The organism is Streptomyces sp. NPDC059994 (genome assembly GCF_042737755.1).
Taxonomy (GTDB): domain Bacteria; phylum Actinomycetota; class Actinomycetes; order Streptomycetales; family Streptomycetaceae; genus Streptomyces.
The window spans coordinates 1-20,671 of record NZ_JBHWUR010000096.1 but is presented as its reverse complement, the minus strand read 5'-3'; the positions used below and the strand labels follow the sequence as shown (position 1 = coordinate 20,671).

The 20,671-nt window shown below is 74.1% G+C and carries 18 protein-coding genes and 1 pseudogene; 8 read left to right on the top strand and 11 right to left on the bottom strand.

What is annotated here, in order from left to right:
• Positions 1-425: 425 nt before the first annotated feature.
• The gene (locus ACFWA7_RS31850) at positions 426-1,118 is read right to left on the bottom strand and encodes a hypothetical protein (RefSeq protein ID WP_385826571.1); all 693 of its coding nucleotides are present in this window, start codon (positions 1,116-1,118) and stop codon (positions 426-428) included.
• A 204-nt stretch (positions 1,119-1,322) separates the two neighbouring features.
• Between ACFWA7_RS31850 and ACFWA7_RS31845 the strand changes: the two are divergent.
• The 4 genes and pseudogenes from ACFWA7_RS31845 to ACFWA7_RS31830 all read left to right on the top strand — a co-directional run.
• A pseudogene (locus tag ACFWA7_RS31845) lies at positions 1,323-2,501 on the top strand (glycoside hydrolase family 26 protein); the annotation flags it as partial.
• Positions 2,502-3,173: 672 nt separating this feature from the next.
• A complete protein-coding gene (locus tag ACFWA7_RS31840) occupies positions 3,174-3,353 on the top strand; it encodes a CopG family transcriptional regulator (protein ID WP_385543322.1) in 180 nt (59 codons plus the stop codon).
• A 16-nt stretch (positions 3,354-3,369) separates the two neighbouring features.
• The gene (locus tag ACFWA7_RS31835) at positions 3,370-3,714 is read left to right on the top strand and encodes a VOC family protein (protein WP_385826579.1); all 345 of its coding nucleotides are present in this window, start codon (positions 3,370-3,372) and stop codon (positions 3,712-3,714) included.
• A 44-nt stretch (positions 3,715-3,758) separates the two neighbouring features.
• Positions 3,759-4,628 carry a class I SAM-dependent methyltransferase gene (locus ACFWA7_RS31830; protein WP_385826577.1) on the top strand — a complete coding sequence of 290 codons (870 nt, stop codon included), beginning with the start codon at positions 3,759-3,761 and terminating at the stop codon, positions 4,626-4,628.
• A 14-nt stretch (positions 4,629-4,642) separates the two neighbouring features.
• Here the strand turns inward: ACFWA7_RS31830 and ACFWA7_RS31825 are convergent, their stop codons facing one another.
• Entirely contained in the window at positions 4,643-5,362 is a 720-nt protein-coding gene (locus ACFWA7_RS31825) for a response regulator (protein ID WP_385543325.1), read from the bottom strand.
• Positions 5,359-6,198, bottom strand: a complete 840-nt coding sequence (locus ACFWA7_RS31820; protein ID WP_385543328.1) for a sensor histidine kinase — start codon at positions 6,196-6,198, stop codon at positions 5,359-5,361. The genes ACFWA7_RS31825 and ACFWA7_RS31820 overlap by 4 nt, the downstream gene beginning before the upstream one ends.
• A gap of 138 nt (positions 6,199-6,336) precedes the next feature.
• On the opposite strand from ACFWA7_RS31820, the gene ACFWA7_RS31815 reads away from it, so the two are divergent.
• Positions 6,337-7,047 (top strand): ABC transporter ATP-binding protein, encoded by a 711-nt coding sequence (locus ACFWA7_RS31815; RefSeq protein ID WP_385543331.1) that lies wholly within the window; start codon positions 6,337-6,339, stop codon positions 7,045-7,047.
• The gene (locus ACFWA7_RS31810; protein ID WP_385826569.1) at positions 7,044-9,353 is read left to right on the top strand and encodes an ABC transporter permease; all 2,310 of its coding nucleotides are present in this window, start codon (positions 7,044-7,046) and stop codon (positions 9,351-9,353) included. The genes ACFWA7_RS31815 and ACFWA7_RS31810 overlap by 4 nt, the downstream gene beginning before the upstream one ends.
• A 32-nt stretch (positions 9,354-9,385) precedes the next feature.
• Here the strand turns inward: ACFWA7_RS31810 and ACFWA7_RS31805 are convergent, their stop codons facing one another.
• Genes ACFWA7_RS31805 through ACFWA7_RS31770 form a run of 8 tightly spaced genes read right to left on the bottom strand, consistent with a single transcriptional unit; the run spans position 9,386 to position 19,121 of the window.
• Positions 9,386-10,510 carry a GNAT family N-acetyltransferase gene (locus ACFWA7_RS31805; RefSeq protein WP_385543337.1) on the bottom strand — a complete coding sequence of 375 codons (1,125 nt, stop codon included), beginning with the start codon at positions 10,508-10,510 and terminating at the stop codon, positions 9,386-9,388.
• Positions 10,507-11,151, bottom strand: coding sequence for a lipopolysaccharide biosynthesis protein (locus tag ACFWA7_RS31800; RefSeq protein ID WP_385543340.1), 645 nt, complete (start codon positions 11,149-11,151; stop codon positions 10,507-10,509). Before ACFWA7_RS31800 ends, ACFWA7_RS31805 begins: the two co-directional genes overlap by 4 nt.
• Entirely contained in the window at positions 11,148-12,359 is a 1,212-nt protein-coding gene (locus ACFWA7_RS31795; RefSeq protein WP_385826567.1) for a glycosyltransferase, read from the bottom strand. The genes ACFWA7_RS31800 and ACFWA7_RS31795 overlap by 4 nt, the downstream gene beginning before the upstream one ends.
• Positions 12,356-13,168, bottom strand: coding sequence for a polysaccharide deacetylase family protein (locus tag ACFWA7_RS31790; RefSeq protein ID WP_385543367.1), 813 nt, complete (start codon positions 13,166-13,168; stop codon positions 12,356-12,358). Before ACFWA7_RS31790 ends, ACFWA7_RS31795 begins: the two co-directional genes overlap by 4 nt.
• Before the next feature lie 22 nt (positions 13,169-13,190).
• Complete coding sequence (gene murJ / locus ACFWA7_RS31785; RefSeq protein ID WP_385826565.1) at positions 13,191-15,023, bottom strand: murein biosynthesis integral membrane protein MurJ; 1,833 nt, start codon at positions 15,021-15,023, stop codon at positions 13,191-13,193.
• Positions 15,020-16,414 (bottom strand): O-antigen ligase family protein, encoded by a 1,395-nt coding sequence (locus tag ACFWA7_RS31780; RefSeq protein WP_385826563.1) that lies wholly within the window; start codon positions 16,412-16,414, stop codon positions 15,020-15,022. The genes murJ and ACFWA7_RS31780 overlap by 4 nt, the downstream gene beginning before the upstream one ends.
• A gap of 2 nt (positions 16,415-16,416) precedes the next feature.
• Entirely contained in the window at positions 16,417-17,904 is a 1,488-nt protein-coding gene (locus ACFWA7_RS31775; RefSeq protein ID WP_385826560.1) for an exopolysaccharide biosynthesis polyprenyl glycosylphosphotransferase, read from the bottom strand.
• The gene (locus ACFWA7_RS31770) at positions 17,901-19,121 is read right to left on the bottom strand and encodes a glycosyltransferase family 4 protein (protein WP_385826558.1); all 1,221 of its coding nucleotides are present in this window, start codon (positions 19,119-19,121) and stop codon (positions 17,901-17,903) included. Before ACFWA7_RS31770 ends, ACFWA7_RS31775 begins: the two co-directional genes overlap by 4 nt.
• A 308-nt stretch (positions 19,122-19,429) precedes the next feature.
• On the opposite strand from ACFWA7_RS31770, the gene ACFWA7_RS31765 reads away from it, so the two are divergent.
• The gene (locus ACFWA7_RS31765) at positions 19,430-19,642 is read left to right on the top strand and encodes a chaplin (RefSeq protein WP_385826556.1); all 213 of its coding nucleotides are present in this window, start codon (positions 19,430-19,432) and stop codon (positions 19,640-19,642) included.
• Positions 19,643-19,923: 281 nt separating this feature from the next.
• Positions 19,924-20,616 carry a hypothetical protein gene (locus ACFWA7_RS31760; RefSeq protein WP_385826554.1) on the top strand — a complete coding sequence of 231 codons (693 nt, stop codon included), beginning with the start codon at positions 19,924-19,926 and terminating at the stop codon, positions 20,614-20,616.
• The last annotated feature ends 55 nt before the right edge of the window (positions 20,617-20,671 follow it).

The window sequence follows — 20,671 nt, the reverse complement described above, 5'->3', positions numbered from 1 at the left end:
TCGCCCGCGCCGGCCCCGCCCGCGTTCACCCGATCGGCGAGGACTTCACACGGGCGGGGCCCAGTGCCCGCGGCCCGTAACTCCTGCGGCAGCCGACGAACTCGGCCTCGGACTCGGCGAAGACCGCGACGACCAGCGCGCCGATGAGCCCGAACGCGGTGCCGGCCGCCGTGGAGCGGGATGACGTCCGTGAACGCGAGGACGACGAGCGCCGCGCACGGGAGCGTGTTGGCGACGACGACGACGGCCGCGGCCAGGCGCGCGGGGATGCGCGGATGGCCCGCGATGAGCGGCGGTCAGGCCGAGCCTGGGCTGCGGCTTTTCGCGCTACGCGGTCAGGTGCGCGGCCAGGCCGAGGGCCAGAGCGGCGATGCCGGTGGCCGGGCCGATGGCGGCCTGCTTCGTTCCGGCGCTGGCCAGGGACACTAGCGCGGTCGCGTGCCCAGCCGTCTGCGGACTCCCTTGAGCACCCGCCGGGCCGTGAACTCCGCCCCGTGCGCGGACCGTATCGCCGGGCCGAAGAACGCCGCGGTGAGCAGGCCCGCGAAGAACAGCCCCGGGTGGGCGGATTCGAAGCGGGTGTCCACCCAGGGGGGCGCGTCAGGGGTGCGGCTGAGGCGGCGGCGTACCGGCATCGACAGCACCGTGACGCGGTCGGTGCTCGCGCGGTAGCGGGTGGTACCACCGCTCATGGGGCCGGTCGGCCGGTCGGTCAGGAGGACGCGTACGAAGGTGGGGAGGCGGCGGAACAGGGCCGGGTGGGCGGCGTAGAACCGTTTGTGGCGGGCTGGGGCGGGACCTGCGCGGTCGGCCTCGCCGCAGGGGGAGTGGGGAGGGAACTCCCTTGCGGGGAGGGCCGGTTCGGTGAGCGGGTTGGGTCCCAGGGCCAGTGCCACCGTCCGCGTGCGCATGCTCTCGCCGTCGGCGGTCACCACCTCGAAGCCGTCGCGGCCGTACGGGCGGACCGCGGTCACCTTGCGTTCGTCCACCGGGAGCGCAGCCCGCTGGGTGCGGCGGCCCAGGAGGCGCAGGTGGAGGCCCGCGGCGGTGGCGTGGGCGGCGATCGAGCGACCGTAGGGGCCCGCGCCGACGACGATCAGGTCGTACTCGTACATCACGCGCGCGTTTTCGGCGGCATCCGGGCGGTGTCCTTTCCCCGGATGCCGATGCCGATGCCGATGCCGATCCCGGTGCCGGTCGCTGTGTGCGTACCCCAATTGGGGGATCCACGTATCCAACTGATTATCTTCCCGATCAGCGTAATGAGAATATTTTCCAACTGGGTATATAGGGTATGGGGGATCCGTCGTGGAGGAGTGGACATGCGTCAGGGGAAGTACCGCAACGGACAACACCGGCGGAAAAGCCGGTCGGCCACGGCAGCCTACAAAGCGGCGTGCGCGATTGTGGCGGCCGGTGCCCTCGCCTCGTGTCTCGCCATTTCCCCGCCGGGACGCGACCCTGGGCCCGTGGGCGGCGCCGAGCCGGGCCCGAAGCATTCCTCCACCACCTGGTTCGGTGCGTTCCTGGAGTCCGACGACCGGGGCGTGCAGCGGATCGGGGAGCTGGAGAAATGGCTGGGGGGAGCCGATCTGAGGGTGGGTCACACCTATCTGCCCGGGGGGACCTGGAGCGATATCGAGGGCCGTGCGCACTTCCTGGAGAGCTGGGCCCGCTGGCGGCGCCAGCGCGCCGACCGGCTTTTCGTGCTCAATGTGCCGATGCAGGCCCACAACGAGGAAGGCGTCTCGGACAACGGGGTCCGCAGACTGCTGAGGCAGGGCCAGGAGGGCCGTTTCGACGAGCACTTCAGGAAACTCGCCGAACGCCTGGTCGCGCTGAACATCCCGGACACGGTCATCGTGCTCGGCTGGGAGATGAACGGCACCACGTACACCCATCGCTGCGGGCCCGACCCGGAGGCCTGGAAGACATACTGGCGGCTCGCCGTCACCGCGATGCGCTCGGTGCCCGGCCAGAAATTCCGCTTCGATTTCGCGCCGAGCCGGGGACGGGAGGACGTACCGTGGACGGAATGCTATCCCGGTGACGACGTCGTGGACGTCATCGGCATGGACTCCTACGACCAGCCGCCGGGCCAGAACTTCGACGAACAGGTCAAGGAACCGTACGGCCTGCAGCAGCACGTGGACTTCGCCGCCGCGCACAAAAAGGAGATCTCCTATCCGGAGTGGGGGCTTTTCCGCAACGGCGACAACCCCGAATACATGCGGCGCATGCTGGAATGGATGGACGCGCACAAGCCGCTGTACAACACCATCACCGACTACTGCCCGCACGGGGTGTGGCAGTGCGACGCCAACCCGGAGGCGTCGCGGGTGTACCGGTCGGCCCTGTTCGGCCGCACGGACCCGGCACCGAAGCCGCCGGTGGCCCCGCCGGTGACCCCGACACCGAAGCCGCCCGTGACGCCGCCGGTGGCCCCGCCGGTGACCCCGACACCGAAGCCGCCCGTGACGCCGCCGGTGGCCCCGCCGGTGACCCCGACACCGAAGCCGCCCGTGACGCCGCCCGTGAACCCGCCTGTCACCCCGACACCCAAGCCGCCGGTTACCCCGCCGGTGCCGGTGCCGGTGCCGGTGCCGGTGACGCCGACACCGAAGCCGACACCGAAGCCGCCGGTGACCCCGCCGGTGACCCCGCCGGTGACGCCGACATCGAAGCCGCCGGTGACCCCGCCGGTGACGCCGACATCGAAGCCGCCGGTCACCCCGCCGGTGACGCCACCCGTAACCCTGCCTGTCACCCCGACACCGAAGCCGCCGGTGACCCTGCCGGTGACGCCGACACCGAAGCCGCCGGTCACCCCGCCCGTGGCCCCGCCGGTGAACCCGCCCGCGCCGAGCCCAGCCGTGCCCCCAGCCGTGTCCCCAGCCGTAACTCCGGTCGTGCCTCCGGCGAAGCCGTCCGTATCGCCGTCCGTATCGCCGCCCGTTTCCCCGGTCAACTGCCAGCCGGTGGACCTCGGTCCCTGGATCGAGTACTGGCTCGGCGGCAAGCTCTGCCTCCGTTTCGACTGGTACTCCAGGAACCGGTAAGCCCACCGAGAGTCCCACGCCCCCGTCCGGCCTTCGGGCCGGGCGGGGGCGTGCCGTATCCGGCGTCCCATAAGGTCTAGCTTGCTAGATCACTAGGATGCTAGCATCGGTCCCGTGGGTGATGAGGAAGTCAAGCAATTCAACGTGTACCTGCCGATCTCGCTGATCAAGCAGGTCAAGTACCAGGCCATCGAGTCCGGCACGTCCTTGTCGGCGCTGGTCGCCGACGCCCTGCGTGCCTATCTCGATGACGCCCATGGGACCGGACGGCAATCGACCGAGGGGAAGAACTGACATGGCGACCGAAGGAATGGCGACCGAAGGCATCGAGGCCGTCTTCCTGACGACCCACAACTGGGGCAGGGCGGCGAAGTTCTTCCAGACGCTCGGCTACGAGCTGGAGTTCGCGACGGACCACAACTCCGCGCTGCTGCGCAACGGCGACGGCGCGTACGTGTTCATCGCCGAGGTCCCCGAGGACCAGGAGCCCCAGACGCGGATCGTGCTGAAGGTGGCCGACGCGGACGCCTTCCGCCCCGGTGAGGACCTCGACGTGGTCACGCCGTTCGAGGACACCCATTACGGGACCAGGGAGATGACCGTACGCGACCCCGACGGGCGCGTGTGGAGCCTGCAGGCTCCCGGCAAGAACTGAACACGCAGGAACGGAGGAGGGGGAACACCATGAGGGGGAACACCATGAAGGACGCGACAGCCGACGAGCGGATCGCCGCGCCGGACAACACCGCCGTACGGACCGCCCTGTGGCGGGCGATGCACGTTCAGGTCGACCCGGCCCCGCACGTCGTCGAGGACGAGATCGGTCTGCGGATCGCGGACCCCGGCGACGGCTGGCGCGAGCGCCCGGACATGGACCCGCACCGCACCAGCGGGTTGCGTGCGGCCATGGCGGCCCGCGCCCGTTTCATCGAGGACCTGATCACCGAGCAGGCCGACCTCGGCGTCACCCAGTACGTCATCCTGGGCGCGGGCCTGGACACCTTCGCCCAGCGCAGGCCCGAGATCGCCTCCCGCCTGCGGATCTTCGAGGTGGACCAGCCGGGCCCGCAGGCCTGGAAGCGCCGCCGCCTGGCCGAACTCGGCTACGACATCCCCGAGTGGCTGCACCTGGTGCCGGTCGACTTCGAGGCGAACGAGAACTGGTGGGAGCGGCTGGCCGCCGCGGGCTTCGACAGCTCCCGGCCCGCGGTCGTCGTCTCCACCGGCGTCACCATGTACCTCACCAAGGACGCCACCGCCGCCACCCTGCGGCAGATCGCCTCGCTCGCCCCCGGCTCGACGCTCGCCATGACGTTCCTGCTGCCGGCCGAACTCGTCGACGAGGCCGACCGCCCCGGCCTGCGGGCCAGCGAGGAGGGCGCCCGGGCGTCCGGCACGCCGTTCCTCAGCTTCTACGCCCCGCAGGAGATGCTGCGACTGGCCCGCGAATCCGGCTTCAAGGACGCCCACCACGTCTCGGCGGCCTCGCACGCCGAGCGCTACTTCGCCGGCCGCACCGACGGTCTGCGCCCGTCGAGCGGGGAGGACGTGCTGGTGGCCACCGTCTGAGCGCCTCCGCGCACCTATCGGTGAGGGTCGGCGGTGTCAGCGGAGTCGCCCGGTGAGACGAGTCCCGTCTCGTAGGCGAGGACGACGGCCTGGGCCCGGTCGCGCAGGGTCAGTTTGGCGAAGATCCGGGCCACGTGGGTCTTCACCGTCGCCTCACTGAGCGTCAGTTCCCGCGCCAGTTCGGTATTGGAAAGACCCCGGCCCATGAGCGTCAGCACCTCGCGCTCGCGCGGCGTCAGGGCGGCCAGGTCCCGGTGGACGGCCGGCGTCGCGGGGCCCGGACCGGTGGCCGGGGCGCCGGAGGCGAAGCGCTCCACCAGGCGGCGGGTGATCGAGGGTGCGAGCAGGGCGTCGCCGGTGTCGACCAGGCGTACGGCGGCGGCCAGATGCGCGGGGGTGACGTCCTTGAGCAGGAAGCCGCTGGCCCCGGCGGCGAGGGCGGCGTAGACGTACTGGTCGAGGTCGAAGGTGGTCAGCATGATCACCCGGCAGTCCGGGGCCTGCGCGAGGATGCGGCGGGCGGCTTCCAGGCCGTCCATGACGGGCATCCGGATGTCCATCAGTACGACATCGGGCCGCAGCCCGCGCACGACGGCCACGGCCTCGGCGCCGTCACCGGCCTCGCCCACCACGTCGATGCCGCGCGCGGTCAGGATCAGGCGGAAGCCGGTGCGCACCAGCTCCTGGTCGTCGGCGATCACGACGCGCGGGGCGCGCCCGGTGGGCGCCGTCATGGCCGGTCCAGCGGGATACGGGCGCGGACGCGGTAGCCGCCGCCGAGGCGGCGGCGGGCGTCCAGGTCGCCGCCGTAGACGGCGACCCGCTCCCGCAGGCCGAGCAGCCCGCGTCCCGTTCCGTCCGCCGGGCCCCGGCCCGGCTCCTTGGGTGCGGGCGCGCCGCCCGCCAGGACGCTCGGTCCGGTGTTCAGCACCTCGACGCGCAGATAGTGGTCCGCGTACCGCACCGTCACCTCGGCCTTCGCCCCGTCCCCGTGTTTGAGCGCATTGGTCAGGCCCTCCTGGATGATCCGGTAGGCGGTGACGTCGATCCCGGTCGGCAGCGGGCGCGGCTCGCCCGAGACGCGCATCTCGACGGGCAGGCCGGCGAAGGCGATCCGGTCGACCAGCGGGCCGAGCCGGCTGATACTCGGCTGCGGCGACAGGTCCACGTCGTAGGGCTCGTCGTCGCCGTTCTGCGCGGGGGCGAGCAGCCCGAGCAGGTGCCGCAGCTCGGTCATCGTGTTCCGCCCGGCGGTCTCGACGGCGCTCATCGCGGCCGCCGCCTCCTCGGGCATCGTGGCGAGCACCTCGCGGGCGGCCCCGGCCTGGACCACCATGACGCTCACGTTGTGGCTGACGATGTCGTGGAGCTCGGCGGCGATCCTGGCCCGCTCGGCGTCCACCGCGGTCCGCGTCGCGCTCTCGCGCTCCCGCTCAAGGAGCCAGCCGCGCTCCTCGATGGCCGCCCGGTGCCGCCGCCGCGCCCGCAGCGCCACTACGTACAGCCACCCGGCGGCGCCGACCGCCGCCGCCAGGGCGATGACCAGCCAGATCGTCCAGGATTCCGCCACCTGATCATCTTCGCAGGTGTACGGCGCGCCGCGCATCGGCCCCCGGATGCAGCTCCGTACATCCCCGGGATGACCTGCCCGTACGGATACATCCGGGGGGTGACGCCCCGTCATCGGACCCGGACCTAAGTTCGAGCCATGACAACTGATCATGACGGTGCCCGGCAGGCAGTGGTGCGGCTGGACGGCGTACACAAGGAGTACGGCGACGCGAAGGCCCTGGACGGCCTTTCGCTGGAGATCCGGGCGGGCGACGCGGTCGCCGTGATGGGCCCCTCCGGCTGCGGCAAGTCCACCCTGCTCAACATGGTGGCCGGCCTGGACCGGCCGACCTCGGGCACGGTCGAGGTGCTGGGCCACGACCTCGGGAAGCTGAACGAGACCGGCCTGGCACTGTTCCGGCGGCGGAACGTCGGCATGATCTTCCAGTTCTTCAACCTCATCGACGACCTGCCCGTCCTGGACAACGTGGCGCTGGCCGCGCAGCTGACCGGCACCCCGGCCCGGCAGGCGCGCCGCCGCGCCCTGGAGCTCCTGGACGAACTCGGTGTCGCCGAGCGCCGGAACAACTATCCGGCGACGCTGAGCGGCGGCGAGCGCCAGCGCGTCGCCGTGGCGCGGGCGTTGATGAACCGCCCGGCCCTGCTCCTCGCCGACGAGCCGACCGGCGCCCTCGACAGCCGGTCGGGCGAGCAGGTGATGGATCTGCTGATCGACCTCAACCAGATCGGCCAGACCCTGCTGATCGTCACCCATGACCCGCAGCTGGCCACCCGCTGCGCCAGCCGGCTGATCGAAGTCGCCGACGGCCGGGTCGCCCGCGAGAGCGTGCTGGAGGCGACCGCGTGAGCGCCGTATGGAGAGCCTCGCGCGCCGCCGTGAAGCGCCGCCGGCTCCAGACCTTCGTCATCGGTCTCGTCGTGCTCTGCTCCACCACGACCGTCCTGCTCGCGCTGGCGCTGCTGAGCGCCGCCTCGGGCCCCTTCGACAAGGCGTACGCCGAACAGCGCGGTGCCCATACGGTGGCGGCCTTCGACACCACGAAGGTCTCGCGGGAGCAACTGGCGCGGACCGCCCGGCAGCCCGGGGTGCAGGCCGCGGCCGGGCCGTTCGGCCAGGCCGTCGTCGACATCCCCAAGGGCTGGCTCTGGATGGCGGGCGGCACCCTCAGCGTGGTGGGCCGGGCCGATCCGGCGGGCCCCGTGGACCGGGTCGAGCTGCTTGAGGGCCACTGGGCCACCGCGCCCGGCGAGATCGTCGTCAACTGGTCCGTCCAGGGCTCTCCCGGCACGGAGTTCCTCGGCACCAAGCTGGAGATCCCCGGCGGAGCGGAGCTGACCGTCGTCGGATTCGCCGCCAGCATGAGCAAGTCGGCGAGCGCCTGGGTCTCGCCCGGGCAGATGGCCGCGCTGCACCCGACTTCCGCCCAGATGCTCTACCGCTTCACGGACTCCGCCACGGAGGCCCAGCTGAGCGCCTCGCTGGCCCGGGCCACCACCGGACTGCCCCAGGACTCGCTGACCGGTGCGCAGACCTACCTCACCCTCAAGCAGGCCTTCTCCGCGCTGGCCGACTCCTACCTCCCGTTCATGACGCTCTTCGGCGTCCTCGGCCTGCTGGTCTCCACCCTGATCGTCGGCAACGTGGTCAGCGGGGCGGTCGTCTCGGGGTACCGGCACATCGGGGTGCTCAAGGCCCTGGGCTTCACCCCGAACCAGGTCGTCGCCGTCTACCTGACGATGCTCTCCGTACCGGCGGTGGTGGGCTGCGTGCTTGGCACCCTGCTGGGCGACGCGCTGGCCGGGCCGATCCTGAAGGTCGCGTTCACCGGCATCGACGTGGGCCGGGCCTCGGTCGGCGACACCAGCTCGTGGGTGTCCGTGGCCTGCCTCGTGGGCATGCCCGTCCTCGTCCTGCTGGCCGCGCTGGTCCCCGCCCTGCGCGCCCACCGGCTGCCCGCCGCACGGGCGATCAGCGCGGGCGGCGCGCCGAAGACCGGGCGCGGGCTGCGCGTCCAGCGGATGCTCGGCGCCACCCGGCTGCCGCGCCCGGTCAGCCTGGGCCTGGGCCAGCCGTTCGCCCGCCCCGCCCGCACCCTGCTGACCCTGGCGGCCATCGTCCTCGGGGTCACCACGGTGACCCTGACGACCGGACTGACCAGCACCTTGGTGGCGTTCGGCGACGTCGGGAGGGAGGACGGAGGCGCCCGGATCCACGTGACGACCGCAGGGCCGGGCGACGGCCGCACCCGGACCCGGCTCGGTGACGTACAGATCGAGCAACGGCTGCGCTCCCTGCCGGGTGCGCAGGGGGTACGGGCCCGCGCGCTGTCGCAGGCGAACATGACCGGGCAGACCCAGCCCGTCTTCGCCGACTTCTACCGCGGTGACGCGTCCTCGTACGAGCACACCGTCGTCAAGGGCCGGGCGCCGGAAGAGGCGGGCGAGATCGTGGCCGGACCGGCATTCCTGACCCAGCGCGGGCTGAAGCTCGGCGACCGGGTCACGCTGGAGCTGAACGGCAGGAAGGTCACCGCGACCGTCGTGGGTCAGCTCATCGAGGGCAACGCCCGTGCCCTGGAGGCCACGTGGGACACCCTCGCCCGACTCGCACCGGACGCCCACGCCACCGAGTACACCGTGCGGCTCGCCCCCGGCGCCGACGCACACGCCTACGCCGAGGCGGTGGCGGCGCTCGACCCGGGCCTGCACGCGTCGGTGCCGGACGCCGGCAACGCGGGTACCGCCACCGTCATCACCTTCTCCACGGTGTTCACCGTGCTGCTGACCCTCGTCGCCTCGCTCGGCGTCTTCAACACCGTCCTCCTGAACACCCGTGAGCGGCGCCGGGACCTGGGCATGCTCAAGTCGATCGGCATGACCCCCCGGCAGGTGGTGGTGATGACGGTGACCTCGGTCGCCGGTCTTGGCGCGGTCGGCGGCCTGCTCGGCATCCCGCTCGGAATGGTGGCCCACCGGCTCGTCGTGGACCATGTCGCAGTGGTCGACTTCCCGGAGTACATGAAGGACGTGTGGCACGCGCCGCAGCTGGCCGCGATGCTCCTGGCGGGTGTGGCGATCGCCGTCCTCGGCGCCCTGGTCCCGGCCCGGTCGGCGGCCCGGATGACCATCGCCTCGGTGCTGCACACCGAGTAGGTCACCCGTCGGCACCGGTCTCCGGATCCGGATCAGTGGCCGCCGGCCCGGCGCTCCCGCCACCCCCTCATATGACCCGCCGTCCACCGCCGCCCCCGCGCGTACCCGACGCACCACCACAGCAGGGGTGCCGCGCGGGTGCCGCTGGCCAGGAGGAAGCGCTGGTTGTGGAGGGTGTCGGGGCGCCAGTGGTGTTTGTACGGCTCGTTGCCGCGCAGCATGCTCAGTACGGCGCGGCCGCTGCCGTCGAGGCGGCGGGCGGAGGCGCGCATCAGCATCGCCGCCACGTCCACCTTGCGCTCGCGCAGGGCCGGGTGGGCGCCGTAGAGGTAGCCGCCCGCCAGGGACGGTGACTGGAGGGTGAGTTCGGCGGCGACGGTCCGGCCGTCCAGGTGGAACTCCGTCAGGACCGCCTCCCCCTGCGCCACCATCAGGCGTACCGACCGGGCCAGGTGCTCGGCGAACCGGGGGCGTACGTGTTCGGGAGTCACCCCGCGGCCCCTCCACTGCAACCGGTGCAGGGTGAGCAGGGAATCGAGGGCGGTGGCGACCTCCTCGGGTGGGACCGCCCGCTCCCGCACCCCCAGCGTGTCGACCTTGCGGAGTTTCGCGCGGACCCGCTGGGCCGCTTTCGCGGCGAGGCGGGCGAGGAGGTCGTCCATCGGGGCCGCGGGCAGCTCCAGGCACGCCGAGTCCGGCAGGCGGGCCCGCGCGCCGGGCCAGTGGGCGTGCAGCAGTTCGGCGGCGCCGCCCGGCCGTACCTCGCGGAGGTCGACGAGCGCGCCCCCCGCCGTCTCCCGCACCGCCGCCACCAGCGCCCGCGCCGCCTCGTCCCGGCAGCCGTCGTCCAGCAGTACGTCCGTGAAGTCGGAGATCGATCCGCCCAGCGGCACCAGGGTGCGCAGCGGGCGCAAGACCAGCACCAGCGGGGCCGCCGCGACCAGTTCGCCGCCCCGGCGCACCACGACGACGCGCAGCCGGCCGGTCACGCCGTACGACATCCACCACGAGTACAGCCAGGCGTGGCTCTGGAACGGGGTCGCCGTGCGGCAGCGCCCGTGCAGCCGCCGCCACTCGGGCGCCAGCGCCGCGAACCGGCCGGTGTCCGTGCACACTTCGGCCACCAGGGCGGTGGTCCCCGACGCGACGACCGTCACCGGGCGCCCCCGTACGGCATCCCGGCGGGCAGGGCCGGGGCGGGCACGGGCGCGGGCTCGCGCCGCTTGGGCCGTACGAGCAGGACCAGGCCGCCCGCCAGGCCCCCGGCGCAGCCGCCCACCAGGGCGGTGAGGGAGGCGGGCGCCGACGACGGGTCGACGGGGTTCGCGGCGCGCGAGAACTGGACCAGACGTACGCCCGTGCTCGACTCGGTGTGCTTGCCGTTGACGGTCAGCGAGCGGGCCACCGCGTTGGCGATGCCGGCGGCCTCGGCCGGCCGCTGCGAGGTGCCCGTGATGGCGATCATCGGCGCGTCCGGCGAGGTCGCCGTCTGCACATTGCGGCGGATCGTGTCGGCGGGGACGCCCGCCCAGGCCTGCGCGTCGCCGATCACCGCGACCTGCGTCGCGACCCGCCCGTACGCCTGGGCGAAGCCGAGGGCGGTGGCGGGGTCCGACTTGCCGGTGGGCGTGACCACGACATAGCTGGTCGCGCTGTACTCGGCCGGCCGCGCCAGCCCGTACACGCCGCCCGCCACCGTGCCGAGCAGCGCGCACGCGGGCAGCGGCCACCATCTCGGCAGCGCCCGGGTGCCCCGGTGGGACCGCATCGGGGCACACGCCCTGCGGGATTCGCTCATGGTGCGCTCACTCCTGAGGTGACTGAGGTGACTGAGGGGTCCGAAGGGGCGGAGGGAACTTGCTTGCCGAGTACGGGAGTCGTGCCGTGCAGGGCCGCCTCGTAGACCGCCGTCAGGCGGGCCGCCGCAGCGGCCACCGTGTAGTGCTCCACGGCCGGGGGTACGGGCAGGCGTCCACCCGCCGTGTCGCGTACGGCCCGCAGGGCGTCGGTGAAGCCCGCCGCGTCGGCCCGTACCGCGCCCGGCGCCTGGCCGGGGGGCAGGTCGTCGACGGCGGGGCAGGTCGTGTAGACGACCGGGAGGCCCGCCGCCAGGGCCTCGACCACGGCGAGGCCGAACGCCTCGTCGGCGGAGGGGGAGGCGAGGACGTCCATCGCGGCGAGGAGGGAGGGCAGGGCGAGGCCCCCGCCCGTACCGCCGCCCGTACCGCCGCCCGCGCCCTCGTACGCGCACTCGCCCGCGAAGCACACCCGCCCGGCCACCCCGAGCCGTGCCGCGAGGGCCCGCAGCGCCGCCTCCTGCTCCCCGGCGCCCACCAGCAGCAGATGCGCGCCGGGCAGGTGGGCCAGGTCCCGGACGAGGGTGTCGAAGCGTTTGCCCGCGACCAGGCGGCCGACCCCGCCGACGACGAAGGCGTCCTGCGGCAGGCCCAGGAGGGTGCGCGCCTGGGTCCGTACGACCGCGTCGAAGCGGAAGCGGTCCGCGTCGATGCCGTTGGGCACCACGTGGATGCGGCGGGCGGGCACGCCCCACTCCCGCAGCCGCCGCGCGATCGTCGCGGAGACGGCGACCGTGGAGGTGCCGAGCCGCTCCGACGCCAGATACAGCGCGCGCACCCCGGCGCCGAGCGGGCGGCCCTCGATGGTGGCGGCGCCCAGTGAGTGCTCGGTGGCCACGACCGCGCGCACCCCGGCGAGCCGGGCGGCGGCCCGCCCGTACAGGCAGGCGCGGTAGAGGTGGGTGTGGACCAGGTCGTAACGGCCCTGGCGGATCAGGCGGGTGAGGCGGGGGAGTGCGCTCAGGTCGCGGTTGCCGGTCATGCCGAGGTGTCTCACGTTCACCCCGTCGGCGGCCAGGCCTTCGGCGACGGCGCCCGGGTTGGTGAGGGTGACCACCTCGCAGGATACGGGCAACTTCCGTACGAGTAGGCGCAGTTGCTGTTCGGCGCCGCCCACGCCGAGGCCGGTGATGACGTGCAGGACTCTCACGGGGCCTCCGGGTCCGGTACGCGTGCGTCGCTCCGCTCGATCGGTTCGCTCGGTGCGCGTGGCGGGCCGAGCACCGCCGGGCGGTCCTCGGGGACGAACCCGGCTCCCGGGCCGTCCCCGGGCGGGCGGCGCCGCCAGCGGTGCAGCCGGCGTTTGAGGTGCAGGCGCAGCGCGGTGTCGTTCTCGCCGAAGTGGATGCGCGGCAGGGCGTAACGGCCGGTCAGGGGGCCGGGGTCGATGGCGCAGGCGTAGCTGTAGCCGGCCGCGCGCACCGCGTCGAGGGCCCGCTGGTCGACCGTTCCGTACGGGTAGCAGAAGCCCAGCACGTCGCGGCCGGTAAGCGAGCGCAGCAGGGCGCGGCTGTCCTCGGTCTCGCGGCGCAGGGTGTCGTCGTCGGCGGTGGTGAGGTCGGTGTGGAGCAGGCCGTGCGAGCCGATCTCCATGCCCCAGGTCAGGGCGCGCCGGATGCCGTGTTCGTCCAGGAGCGGGCGGCGCGGGCCGAGCGGGTCCCAGTCGTTGGCGCCGCCCAGGCGCCCGGGCAGGGCGAACAGGGTGGCGGTGCAGTCGTAGCGGCGCAGCAGCGGCAGCGCCTCCTCGGTGAAGTCGGCGTACCCGTCGTCGAAGGTCAGCCCGACCAGGCGGGTGCCGCCGCCGCCCGCGCGGGCCCGCAGCAGCTGGGCCATGCCGACGCCGAGCAGCCCCCGGGCGCGCAGCCAGCGCAGCTGCCGCTCCAGACGGCGGGGGGTGACGGTGATGTTGTACGGGTCGTCCGCGCGGGCGTCGGCGCGGGCGCCGACCGAGTGGTACATCGCAGCCCACAGGGCAGGGGTGTCAACGGGCATGCCTCAGCCTTCGGGTGACGGGGCGGGACATCAGACGGAACAGGGTCAGGAGGAGAGTGAGGGGGGCGAAGCCGCGTACGCGGGCGGCGCGGGCCAGGGCGAGGAAGACGGCCACGGCCGCGAGCGCGCCGGTGGCGATCGCGGCGACGGGGTCGGCCACCCGGGTCGCGCACCACCAGCAGACGGCGGTGGCCCCGGCCCCGGCGGCGGTCAGTTTCAGCAGTTCGCCGCCGACCCGGCCCCGGGCGAGCCCGACCGAGCGGCGGTCGGTGCCGGCGAGCAGCAGCAGGGCGCCGGTGACGATGCCGAGCGCGTTGGCGGCGGCGATGCCGCGCGCCCCCCAGAGGGGCGCGGCCCACGCTCCGGCGGCGGCCGTCACCGCGAGGCAGACCAGCATGGTGGCGGCCGGGTACCAGGTGGGGCGGGCCGCCGAGAAGTAGGAGCGGACCAGGACGCCCACCATGGTCTGGGCGAGCAGGCCCAGTGCGTACACGCGCATCACGGAGGCGGTGGCGGCGGTGTCGGCCGGGCCGAACGCGCCGCGCTGGAACAGCACCTCGACGATCTGGCGGGCGCAGCCGATGACGACGGCGCCGCCGAGCAGCACGATCGCGCCCGCCACCATCAGGTCGCCCTCGACGCGCCGCCGGGCAGCCTCGGTCTCGCCCGCAGCCAGCGCCCGGGCGACCACGGGGAAGGTGACCGTGCAGAGCATCAGGGAGAGCACCATCGGCATCTGCGCCACTTTCTGGGCGTAGTTGAGGTGCGAGATGGCCCCGGCGGGCAGCGGGGCCGCGAGGTGGCGCTCGACGAGGGTCTGGCACTGGCGGCTGAGCGCGAAGACGACGACGGGGGCGACCATGGCCAGGCGCAGGGCGCCGGTGGACTGCTTCGGGGCGGCGGAGTGCTTCGGTGCGGAGTGCTTAGGAGCGGAGTGCTTCGGGGCGGAGGGTTTCTCGGGGCCGGGCAGTGCGCGGGGCGCGGGCAGTCTGCGGGGTCCGGGGCCCGAGTGCCGGCCGCGACGCCGGCCGCCGCGCGGGCGTGCGGCGCGCCCCAGCAGGCCGTGCAGCCACCCGTCGCCCCACGGTGCCCCGGGCCGGCCCGTCCGCCGCATCCCCCGCCACAGCGACGGCGCCTGGGCCGCCACCATCAGCCAGCCGCCGGCCGCGACCCCGGCCGCCGCCGCCCGTACGCCCCAGTGGCCGCCGAAGGTGAGCAGGACGGCGATGATGCCGATGTTGTACGCCACGTAGATCGTCGCCGGGGCGAGGAAGCGGCCGTGGCCGCGCAGCGCGGCGCTGCAGTATCCGGCGAGCCCGAAGGAGAGCGCGCAGGTCGAGGTGGCGCGGGTGCAGTCGACGGCCAGCTGCGGCTCGGGCAGCCCGGGGGCGAGGAGCTCCACCAGGGCGGGCGCCGTCGCGATCAGCAGCGCCGCGACCGCCGCCAGCGCCAGCATGAGGCGGGGCAGGGTGGCAGCTACCAGCGCCCGGACCGGGTCGGGGCCGCCGTGCCCGCGTCGCACCGCCGCGAGGCTGAACGCCGGTACGAGCACGAGGGCGAGCCCGTCCTCGATGAGCAGCGTGGCCGCGACCTCCGGCACCGTCCACGCCACCAGGAACGCGTCGGTGCCGGTGTCCGCGCCGAAGACGTGCGCGAACGTCTGGTCGCGCAGCAGCCCGAGCACCGCCCCCGCCACCGTCAGCGTGGCGGTGACGGCGGCCGCCCGGGCCAGGAACCCGCCGGAGGGGGAGTGCGGGCGGTGGCCGTCGGTCTGACGGTCCGCCGGCGCGGGCCCGGGCAGCGTACGGGAGGCGTCGCTCATCGCCGTGCGGCCTCCCCGGTGTCGTCCCGGCGGCCCAGCGCCCACCACGCGGCCAGGCCGAGCGCGAAGGAGGTCAGGATGGTGGAGGGGCCGCCGATGTCGCCGTAGAAGAAGTCGACGAGGAGCCAGAGGAGCAGGCCGGTGGCCGCCAGCCCGCAGTCCCGGTCCCCGTGGTGGCCCGGAGCCCCGGCCGCCGTGTACAGGCGGCGCAGTGCGCACACGAGGAGCGCCGCCCAGCCCGCCACCAGCGTGCACACCCCCACCAGGCCCTGTTCGCCCAGGACCAGGAGGTACATGTTGTGCGGGGAGAGCAGCGGCTGGCGGCGGAAGGCGGCGCCCGCGCCCGCCGTGTCGCTGCCGGAGGACAGCGCGAGCGGGGCATGGCTGTCGCGGTGGGCCGGGAAACCCTTGAGGCCGACGCCGGTCAGCGGCGACTCGCGCCACATCGAGGCGGCCGCGCTCCACAGCGTGTACCGGTCGGTGACCGACTGGTCGGGCGCGTCGGCCACTTGGGTGATGCTGCTCAGGCGCTCCTGGAGCAGCGCGGTCCCGGCCCCGGCGCCGCCCACCACGACCACGGCGAGCGCGACGGCGGTCACCGCGACGCGCAGGGCCCGCCGTACGCCCGCCAGGAGCAGCACCACCAGGCAGGTGACGGCCGTCGCGATCCAGGCGCCCCGGCTGAACGACAGCGCGAGCGGCAGGAGCAGCAGCCCCGCGCACACCAGCGCGGCCGGACGCTGGGCGCGGCCCGCGCGGCCCGCGCGGGCGTCGGGGGCGTCGGGGGCGAGCGCGAAGGCGACCGCGGCCACCAGCCCGTAGGCGACGACGGTGGCCATGCCCATGATGTCGGAGGCGCCGAAGGTGCCGACCGCTCGGATGTCCTCGCCCATGTACGAGGCGCCGGTCACGGTGAGGTACTGGTGGACGCCCACCGCGCCCTCGAACAGGGCGAGCGCCACCAGCGCCGCGGTGACCACCGTGAAGTCCCGCCGGTCGCGCACCAGGAGCAGCACCGAGACGGGTACGAGGACGAAGATCTGGAGGTAGCGGGCCATCCCGGCGAGCGCCTCGCCCGGGTCCCCGGCCCCGGCGGCGGCCACCGCGATCCCGGCGGCGGCGACCGCGAACACCCCGGCCGCGAGCCGCGTCAGGGGCCGCGCCCCGGACCGCAGCGACGAGCCGAGCGCCCACAGGACGAGGACGCCGGAGGCGGCGTCCGCGAGCGTTCCGGTGCCCGAGTCCTCGGCGCCCGCGCCGCCCGGCGGCCCCACCGCGAGCAGGGCGAGGACGGCGAGCAGCGGCAGCAGGTGCGCGTGGCGGCGTACGGCGGCCGTCGCTAAGGCGGGAGGAGCTGCGGTCCGGGGCATCGCCGCCGCGGTCTCACCCATCGTCAGCTCCCCGTCGGACGTACCAGGGACGCCGCCGTGCGCAGCAGTACGCACACGTCCTGCCAGGGCGACCAGTGGTCGATGTAGTAGTTGTCGTACCGGGCCCGGTCCTCGATGGAGGTGTCCCCGCGCAGCCCCTCGACCTGGGCGAGGCCGGTGACGCCGACCGGCATCCGGTGCCGGGCCGGGTAGCCGGGGAGGGTCTGGCCGAACTGGGCGACGAAGTAGGGCCGTTCGGGGCGCGGCCCCACCAGGCTCATGTCGCCGCGCACCACGTTCCACAGGTTGAGGAGCTCGTCCAGCGAGGTCAGCCGCATGACGTGGCCGGTGCGGCTCATCCGCGCGTCGTCGGCGACGCTCCACCGGGTGGCCGCCTCGTGGGCGTCGGCGGGGCGCAGCGTACGGAACTTGCAGAGCGTGAAGGGGCGCCCGTCGCGTCCCACGCGCTCCTGGCGGAACACCACGCCGGGTCCGTCGCTGGTGCGCAGCAGCACCGCGCACACCGCGAGCACGGGCGCGGCGAGCAGCAGCGCCGGCAGGGCCACACACAGGTCGAGCAGCCGCTTCACGGCGAACCCGGGACGGCTCATGCCGGCCGCCTGCACCCGGCGCACGGGGAACCCGGCGAGCTGGGCTCCCCGCACCGCCCCGCCGCCCGCCCCGGGGGCGCGGGTGTCGACGTACCACAGGGCGCAGCCCCAGCCCTCCAGTTGGCGCAGCAGTACGGAGTGGGAGTGGTCGGCGGCGTCCGGGTCGGTGAACAGGATGTCGCGGACGCTGTTCTGGATGACCGCGCGCTGCACCTCCTCGATGGTGCGCAGCACCGGCACCCCGGTCGGTTCGGGCACCGGCTGGAGCACCGGGACCACGACGCCGACGGGCCGGATCCCGCCCTGCGGGCGCCGCCCGAGCGCGGCCGTCACCCTGAGCGCCGCCGTCGCCGGGCCCACCACGAGGGCGGAGCGCGGCGAGCGCGCCGCGCTCCGCCTGCGCACCCCGTACGCCCCGGCCCGCGCCGCCACGCTCACCGCCGTCTGTACGGCGCAGGAGGCGGCAAGGACCGAGAGCCCGAGCGCGGGTCCCGGCCGCACGGCCGCGAGGACGCACCACGCGACGGCCGCCCGGAAGACGATCGCGGGCACCTCGTCCAGGACGCCGCGCGCCATGGTGATCCCGCCCGGCCGGTACAGCCCGGCGTGCCCGTTCAGGACGAGCACGCACAGCACCAGCGCGGCGGCCGCCGGGCGCGGCAGTCCCGCGCCGCCGGCCGCCGCCCCGAGCAGCACGGCGCAGCCGTCCGCGGCCATCAGGAAGGTGTCCGTACGGGGCCGGGGCGCGGGCCGCGCGGGCAGCGGCGGCGGGGCGGCGGACGCCCTGCCGGGCCCCGCCACCACCGAAACGGCCCCCGCCGCACCCCCGCCGCCCCGGCGCGGACCCGCCGGGGAAGGAACGCCCCCTCCTGGGGAGGGGACGGTGTTGTCCGCAGTCACTTGTTGGTGGGTTCCCTGCACTCGGAGCGCCGGGCGCCGGACAGTTCGCGGTAGAGGTCCGCGATCGCTTCCGCCGTCTGGCGCACATCGTGGGTGGTGGTCACGTGCTGGTGGCCCTGGTCGCCCAGGGCGGTGCGCAGCGGCGCGTTGACGAGCAGCGCGCCGATGGACCGGGCCAGCGCCTGCGGGCTGTCCGGCGGGACGAGGCAGAACAGCGCGTGCCCGGGCGGCAGGCTCTGTGAGGAGCCGCCCACATCAGTAACGACGACGGGTTTCTGGCAGGCCATCGCCTCCAGGGGCGCGAGCGCCATGCCCTCCCAGCGGGACGGCAGGACGACGACGTCGGCGGCCCGGTACCAGGGGGTGACGTCGTCGACGGCCCCGGCGAACAGGACGGACGGGGGCGCGGCCGCCCGCAGGGCCGCTTCGTCGGGGCCGTCGCCGACCAGGACGAGGCGGGCGGCGGGCAGTTCGGCGGACAGCGCCCGCCAGGCGTCGAGGAGTACGTCCTGGCCTTTTTGGCGGCACAGCCGCCCCACGCACACCACCAGTGGCGCGTCGGCGTCCACCCCGTCGAGCGCGGCAAGTCGCGCGCGCGGGTTCTCGCCGGGTGCGGGCGGGCGGTAGCGGTCGAGGTCGACGCCGTTGGGGATGACCACCGCGCGGGTACGGACCCCGGCGTGCTCGCCGGTGCGGCGCTCGCCCTCGCTGACGCAGACCACCCGAGCGGTCCAGCGCACCGCGGCCCGCTCCCACGCGCGCGAGGCGAGCGCGACGGGGCCGGTGACGGCCTCGAACGACCAGGCGTGCGGCTGGAACACGGTCGGCACCCGCCCGCGCACCGCGAGCCGCGCGGCCACCCCGGCCTTGGCGCTGTGCGCGTGGACGACGTCGGGCTTGATGCGGCGGATGAGGCGGGCGGCCCGGAGGGTCTCGCCGAGCAGGCCGGGTCCCGGGGCGCGGGCCGCCTCCCAGGCGTACGTGTCGGCGCCGAGCCGGGCCGCCTCCGCGCCCAGGTGCCCCGCGCCCGGGCAGGCCACCGACACCCGCATCCCGCCCAGGAGCTGATCCCGCACCAGATCGGCGACGACCCGGGCCACTCCGCCGTCGACGGGCTGCACGAGGTGCAGGACGTGTACGGGTCCGGGTCCGGGTCCGGGTCCGGCTTCGGCCTCGGCCTCGGCCTCGGCCTCGGCTTCGGGGAATTGCGGCTGCACGCGCAGTCACTCCGCTCATCTGAAGGTATTCGTAAGCGGACCGCCGAACGGGTGTCGTTCCCCCGGGTCGGTCACGGAATTCCGAATTGCTGAGCCGGATGGCTGAGCATCCGACTTGCTGCCGTTTCGCTTGGTCAATGGGTGGGGAGCAACTGTAGCCGTATTCACCGCCGGGGGCCGCCATGAATGTGTTTCGGAGTGTCCCATCGGGTGATCATCCGTATTCAATCGTAAACAGCCTCGTTGATGGAGTACCCAACTTTGGCGTGAAAGGAAAAAGTGATGAATCGAATTGTCAAGTCGTAGCAATGGTGGGTACGAGCGCCGCCGGCGTGGTGCTCGGCGCCGGTGTCGCGGGCGCCGACAGCCACGCGGACGGCGAGGTGACCCACTCCCCGGGCGTCCTGTCCGGCAACCTCATCCAGGTGCCGGTCCACGTGCCCGTCAACGTCTGCGGGAACTCCGTCAACGTGGTCGGCCTGCTGAACCCCGCCTTCGGGAACGTCTGCAAGAACGACTGACGTTCCCTCACGTAGGGCCGCACGGCCCTGCCGTACGCAGACCGCCCTTCCCCCGCGGGGGAAGGGCGGTCTCGCACGTCGGGGGCCTGCGGCGGCTGGGCCGTACGGGGTGTCCCCGCACGATTGGCCCTACGGTCCGTCAGCTCGCCGCCACCGGTTCTCCCAGTTCACGGACGTGAGGGTATGTCAGTCGATCACATGGTGTGATCATCCGGTTGCAGGCGTGTAGGTGCCCGCACATGGTGAGGGAAAACCTCCCCTCACCGAAGGAGACCCCTTCCATGCGTGGTCGCGCCTCTCGTCGTCTCACCGCCACTGCCGTCTCCGCCGCGATGCTTTTCGGCGTCGCGGGTGCCACGGGCACCGCGATGGCCGCGGAACAGCCCGAGGAGCGGCCGGTGGTCGCCCCGGCCGACGTCGCCCCCCTGCCCCCCGTGCCGGGGCTCGACGCGGTGCTCGCTCCGCTCAAGGCGGTCGGTCCGGTCGGGCCGGTGCTCGGCGCGGCGACCGAACTGCTCACCGCGGTGGCCAAGGGCGGTCTGTCCCCCGAGGCACTCACCAAGCTGGTGGACGCCCTGAAGGACGCGATTGCCAAGCTGCTGGCGGCCCTCGGTCCCCCGGCCGTGGCGACGCCCCCGGCGGCCTCGGTCGTCCCGCCCCCGCCCCTGCCCCTGCCGCTCCCGCTGCCCAAGCTGCCCGTGGCGAAGGCGGCGGCGCATCGCGCCCCGGCGGCCGCGGACCCCGTGGCGGACGCCGTGGCCGCGTTGCAGAAGGCCGTGGACCAGCTGGTCAAGGACCTCACGGCCCTCAATGTCCCTGGAGTCGTGGCCGATGCCACGGCAGCGGTCGGCGCCCTGCTCAAAGCGCTCTTGAGCGCCGTGCTCGGCAGTGGCCTGCCCGGCCTGCCCAAGCTGCCGCTCCCCGAGCTCCCCAAGCCGCCCCTGCCGCTCCCCCTCCCGCTGCCGGTCTCCTGAGCGCATCACCCCCTTACCGCAGCCCACGCGCGAGGCGCCGGTCCCGTCCGGGACC

What these genes read in the sequence shown, in the direction of transcription:
- ACFWA7_RS31790 (WP_385543367.1), bottom strand. Translation starts at nt 13,168, where the DNA reads ATGTACCACTCGGTCGGCGCCCGCGCCGACGCCCGCGCGGACGACCCG.
- ACFWA7_RS31760 (WP_385826554.1), top strand. Translation starts at nt 19,924, where the DNA reads ATGCGTGGTCGCGCCTCTCGTCGTCTCACCGCCACTGCCGTCTCCGCC.
- ACFWA7_RS31815 (WP_385543331.1), top strand. Translation starts at nt 6,337, where the DNA reads ATGACAACTGATCATGACGGTGCCCGGCAGGCAGTGGTGCGGCTGGAC.
- ACFWA7_RS31835 (WP_385826579.1), top strand. Translation starts at nt 3,370, where the DNA reads ATGGCGACCGAAGGCATCGAGGCCGTCTTCCTGACGACCCACAACTGG.
- murJ (WP_385826565.1), bottom strand. Translation starts at nt 15,023, where the DNA reads ATGAGCGACGCCTCCCGTACGCTGCCCGGGCCCGCGCCGGCGGACCGT.
- ACFWA7_RS31800 (WP_385543340.1), bottom strand. Translation starts at nt 11,151, where the DNA reads ATGAGCGAATCCCGCAGGGCGTGTGCCCCGATGCGGTCCCACCGGGGC.
- ACFWA7_RS31765 (WP_385826556.1), top strand. Translation starts at nt 19,430, where the DNA reads ATGGTGGGTACGAGCGCCGCCGGCGTGGTGCTCGGCGCCGGTGTCGCG.
- ACFWA7_RS31825 (WP_385543325.1), bottom strand. Translation starts at nt 5,362, where the DNA reads ATGACGGCGCCCACCGGGCGCGCCCCGCGCGTCGTGATCGCCGACGAC.
- ACFWA7_RS31830 (WP_385826577.1), top strand. Translation starts at nt 3,759, where the DNA reads ATGAAGGACGCGACAGCCGACGAGCGGATCGCCGCGCCGGACAACACC.
- ACFWA7_RS31780 (WP_385826563.1), bottom strand. Translation starts at nt 16,414, where the DNA reads ATGGGTGAGACCGCGGCGGCGATGCCCCGGACCGCAGCTCCTCCCGCC.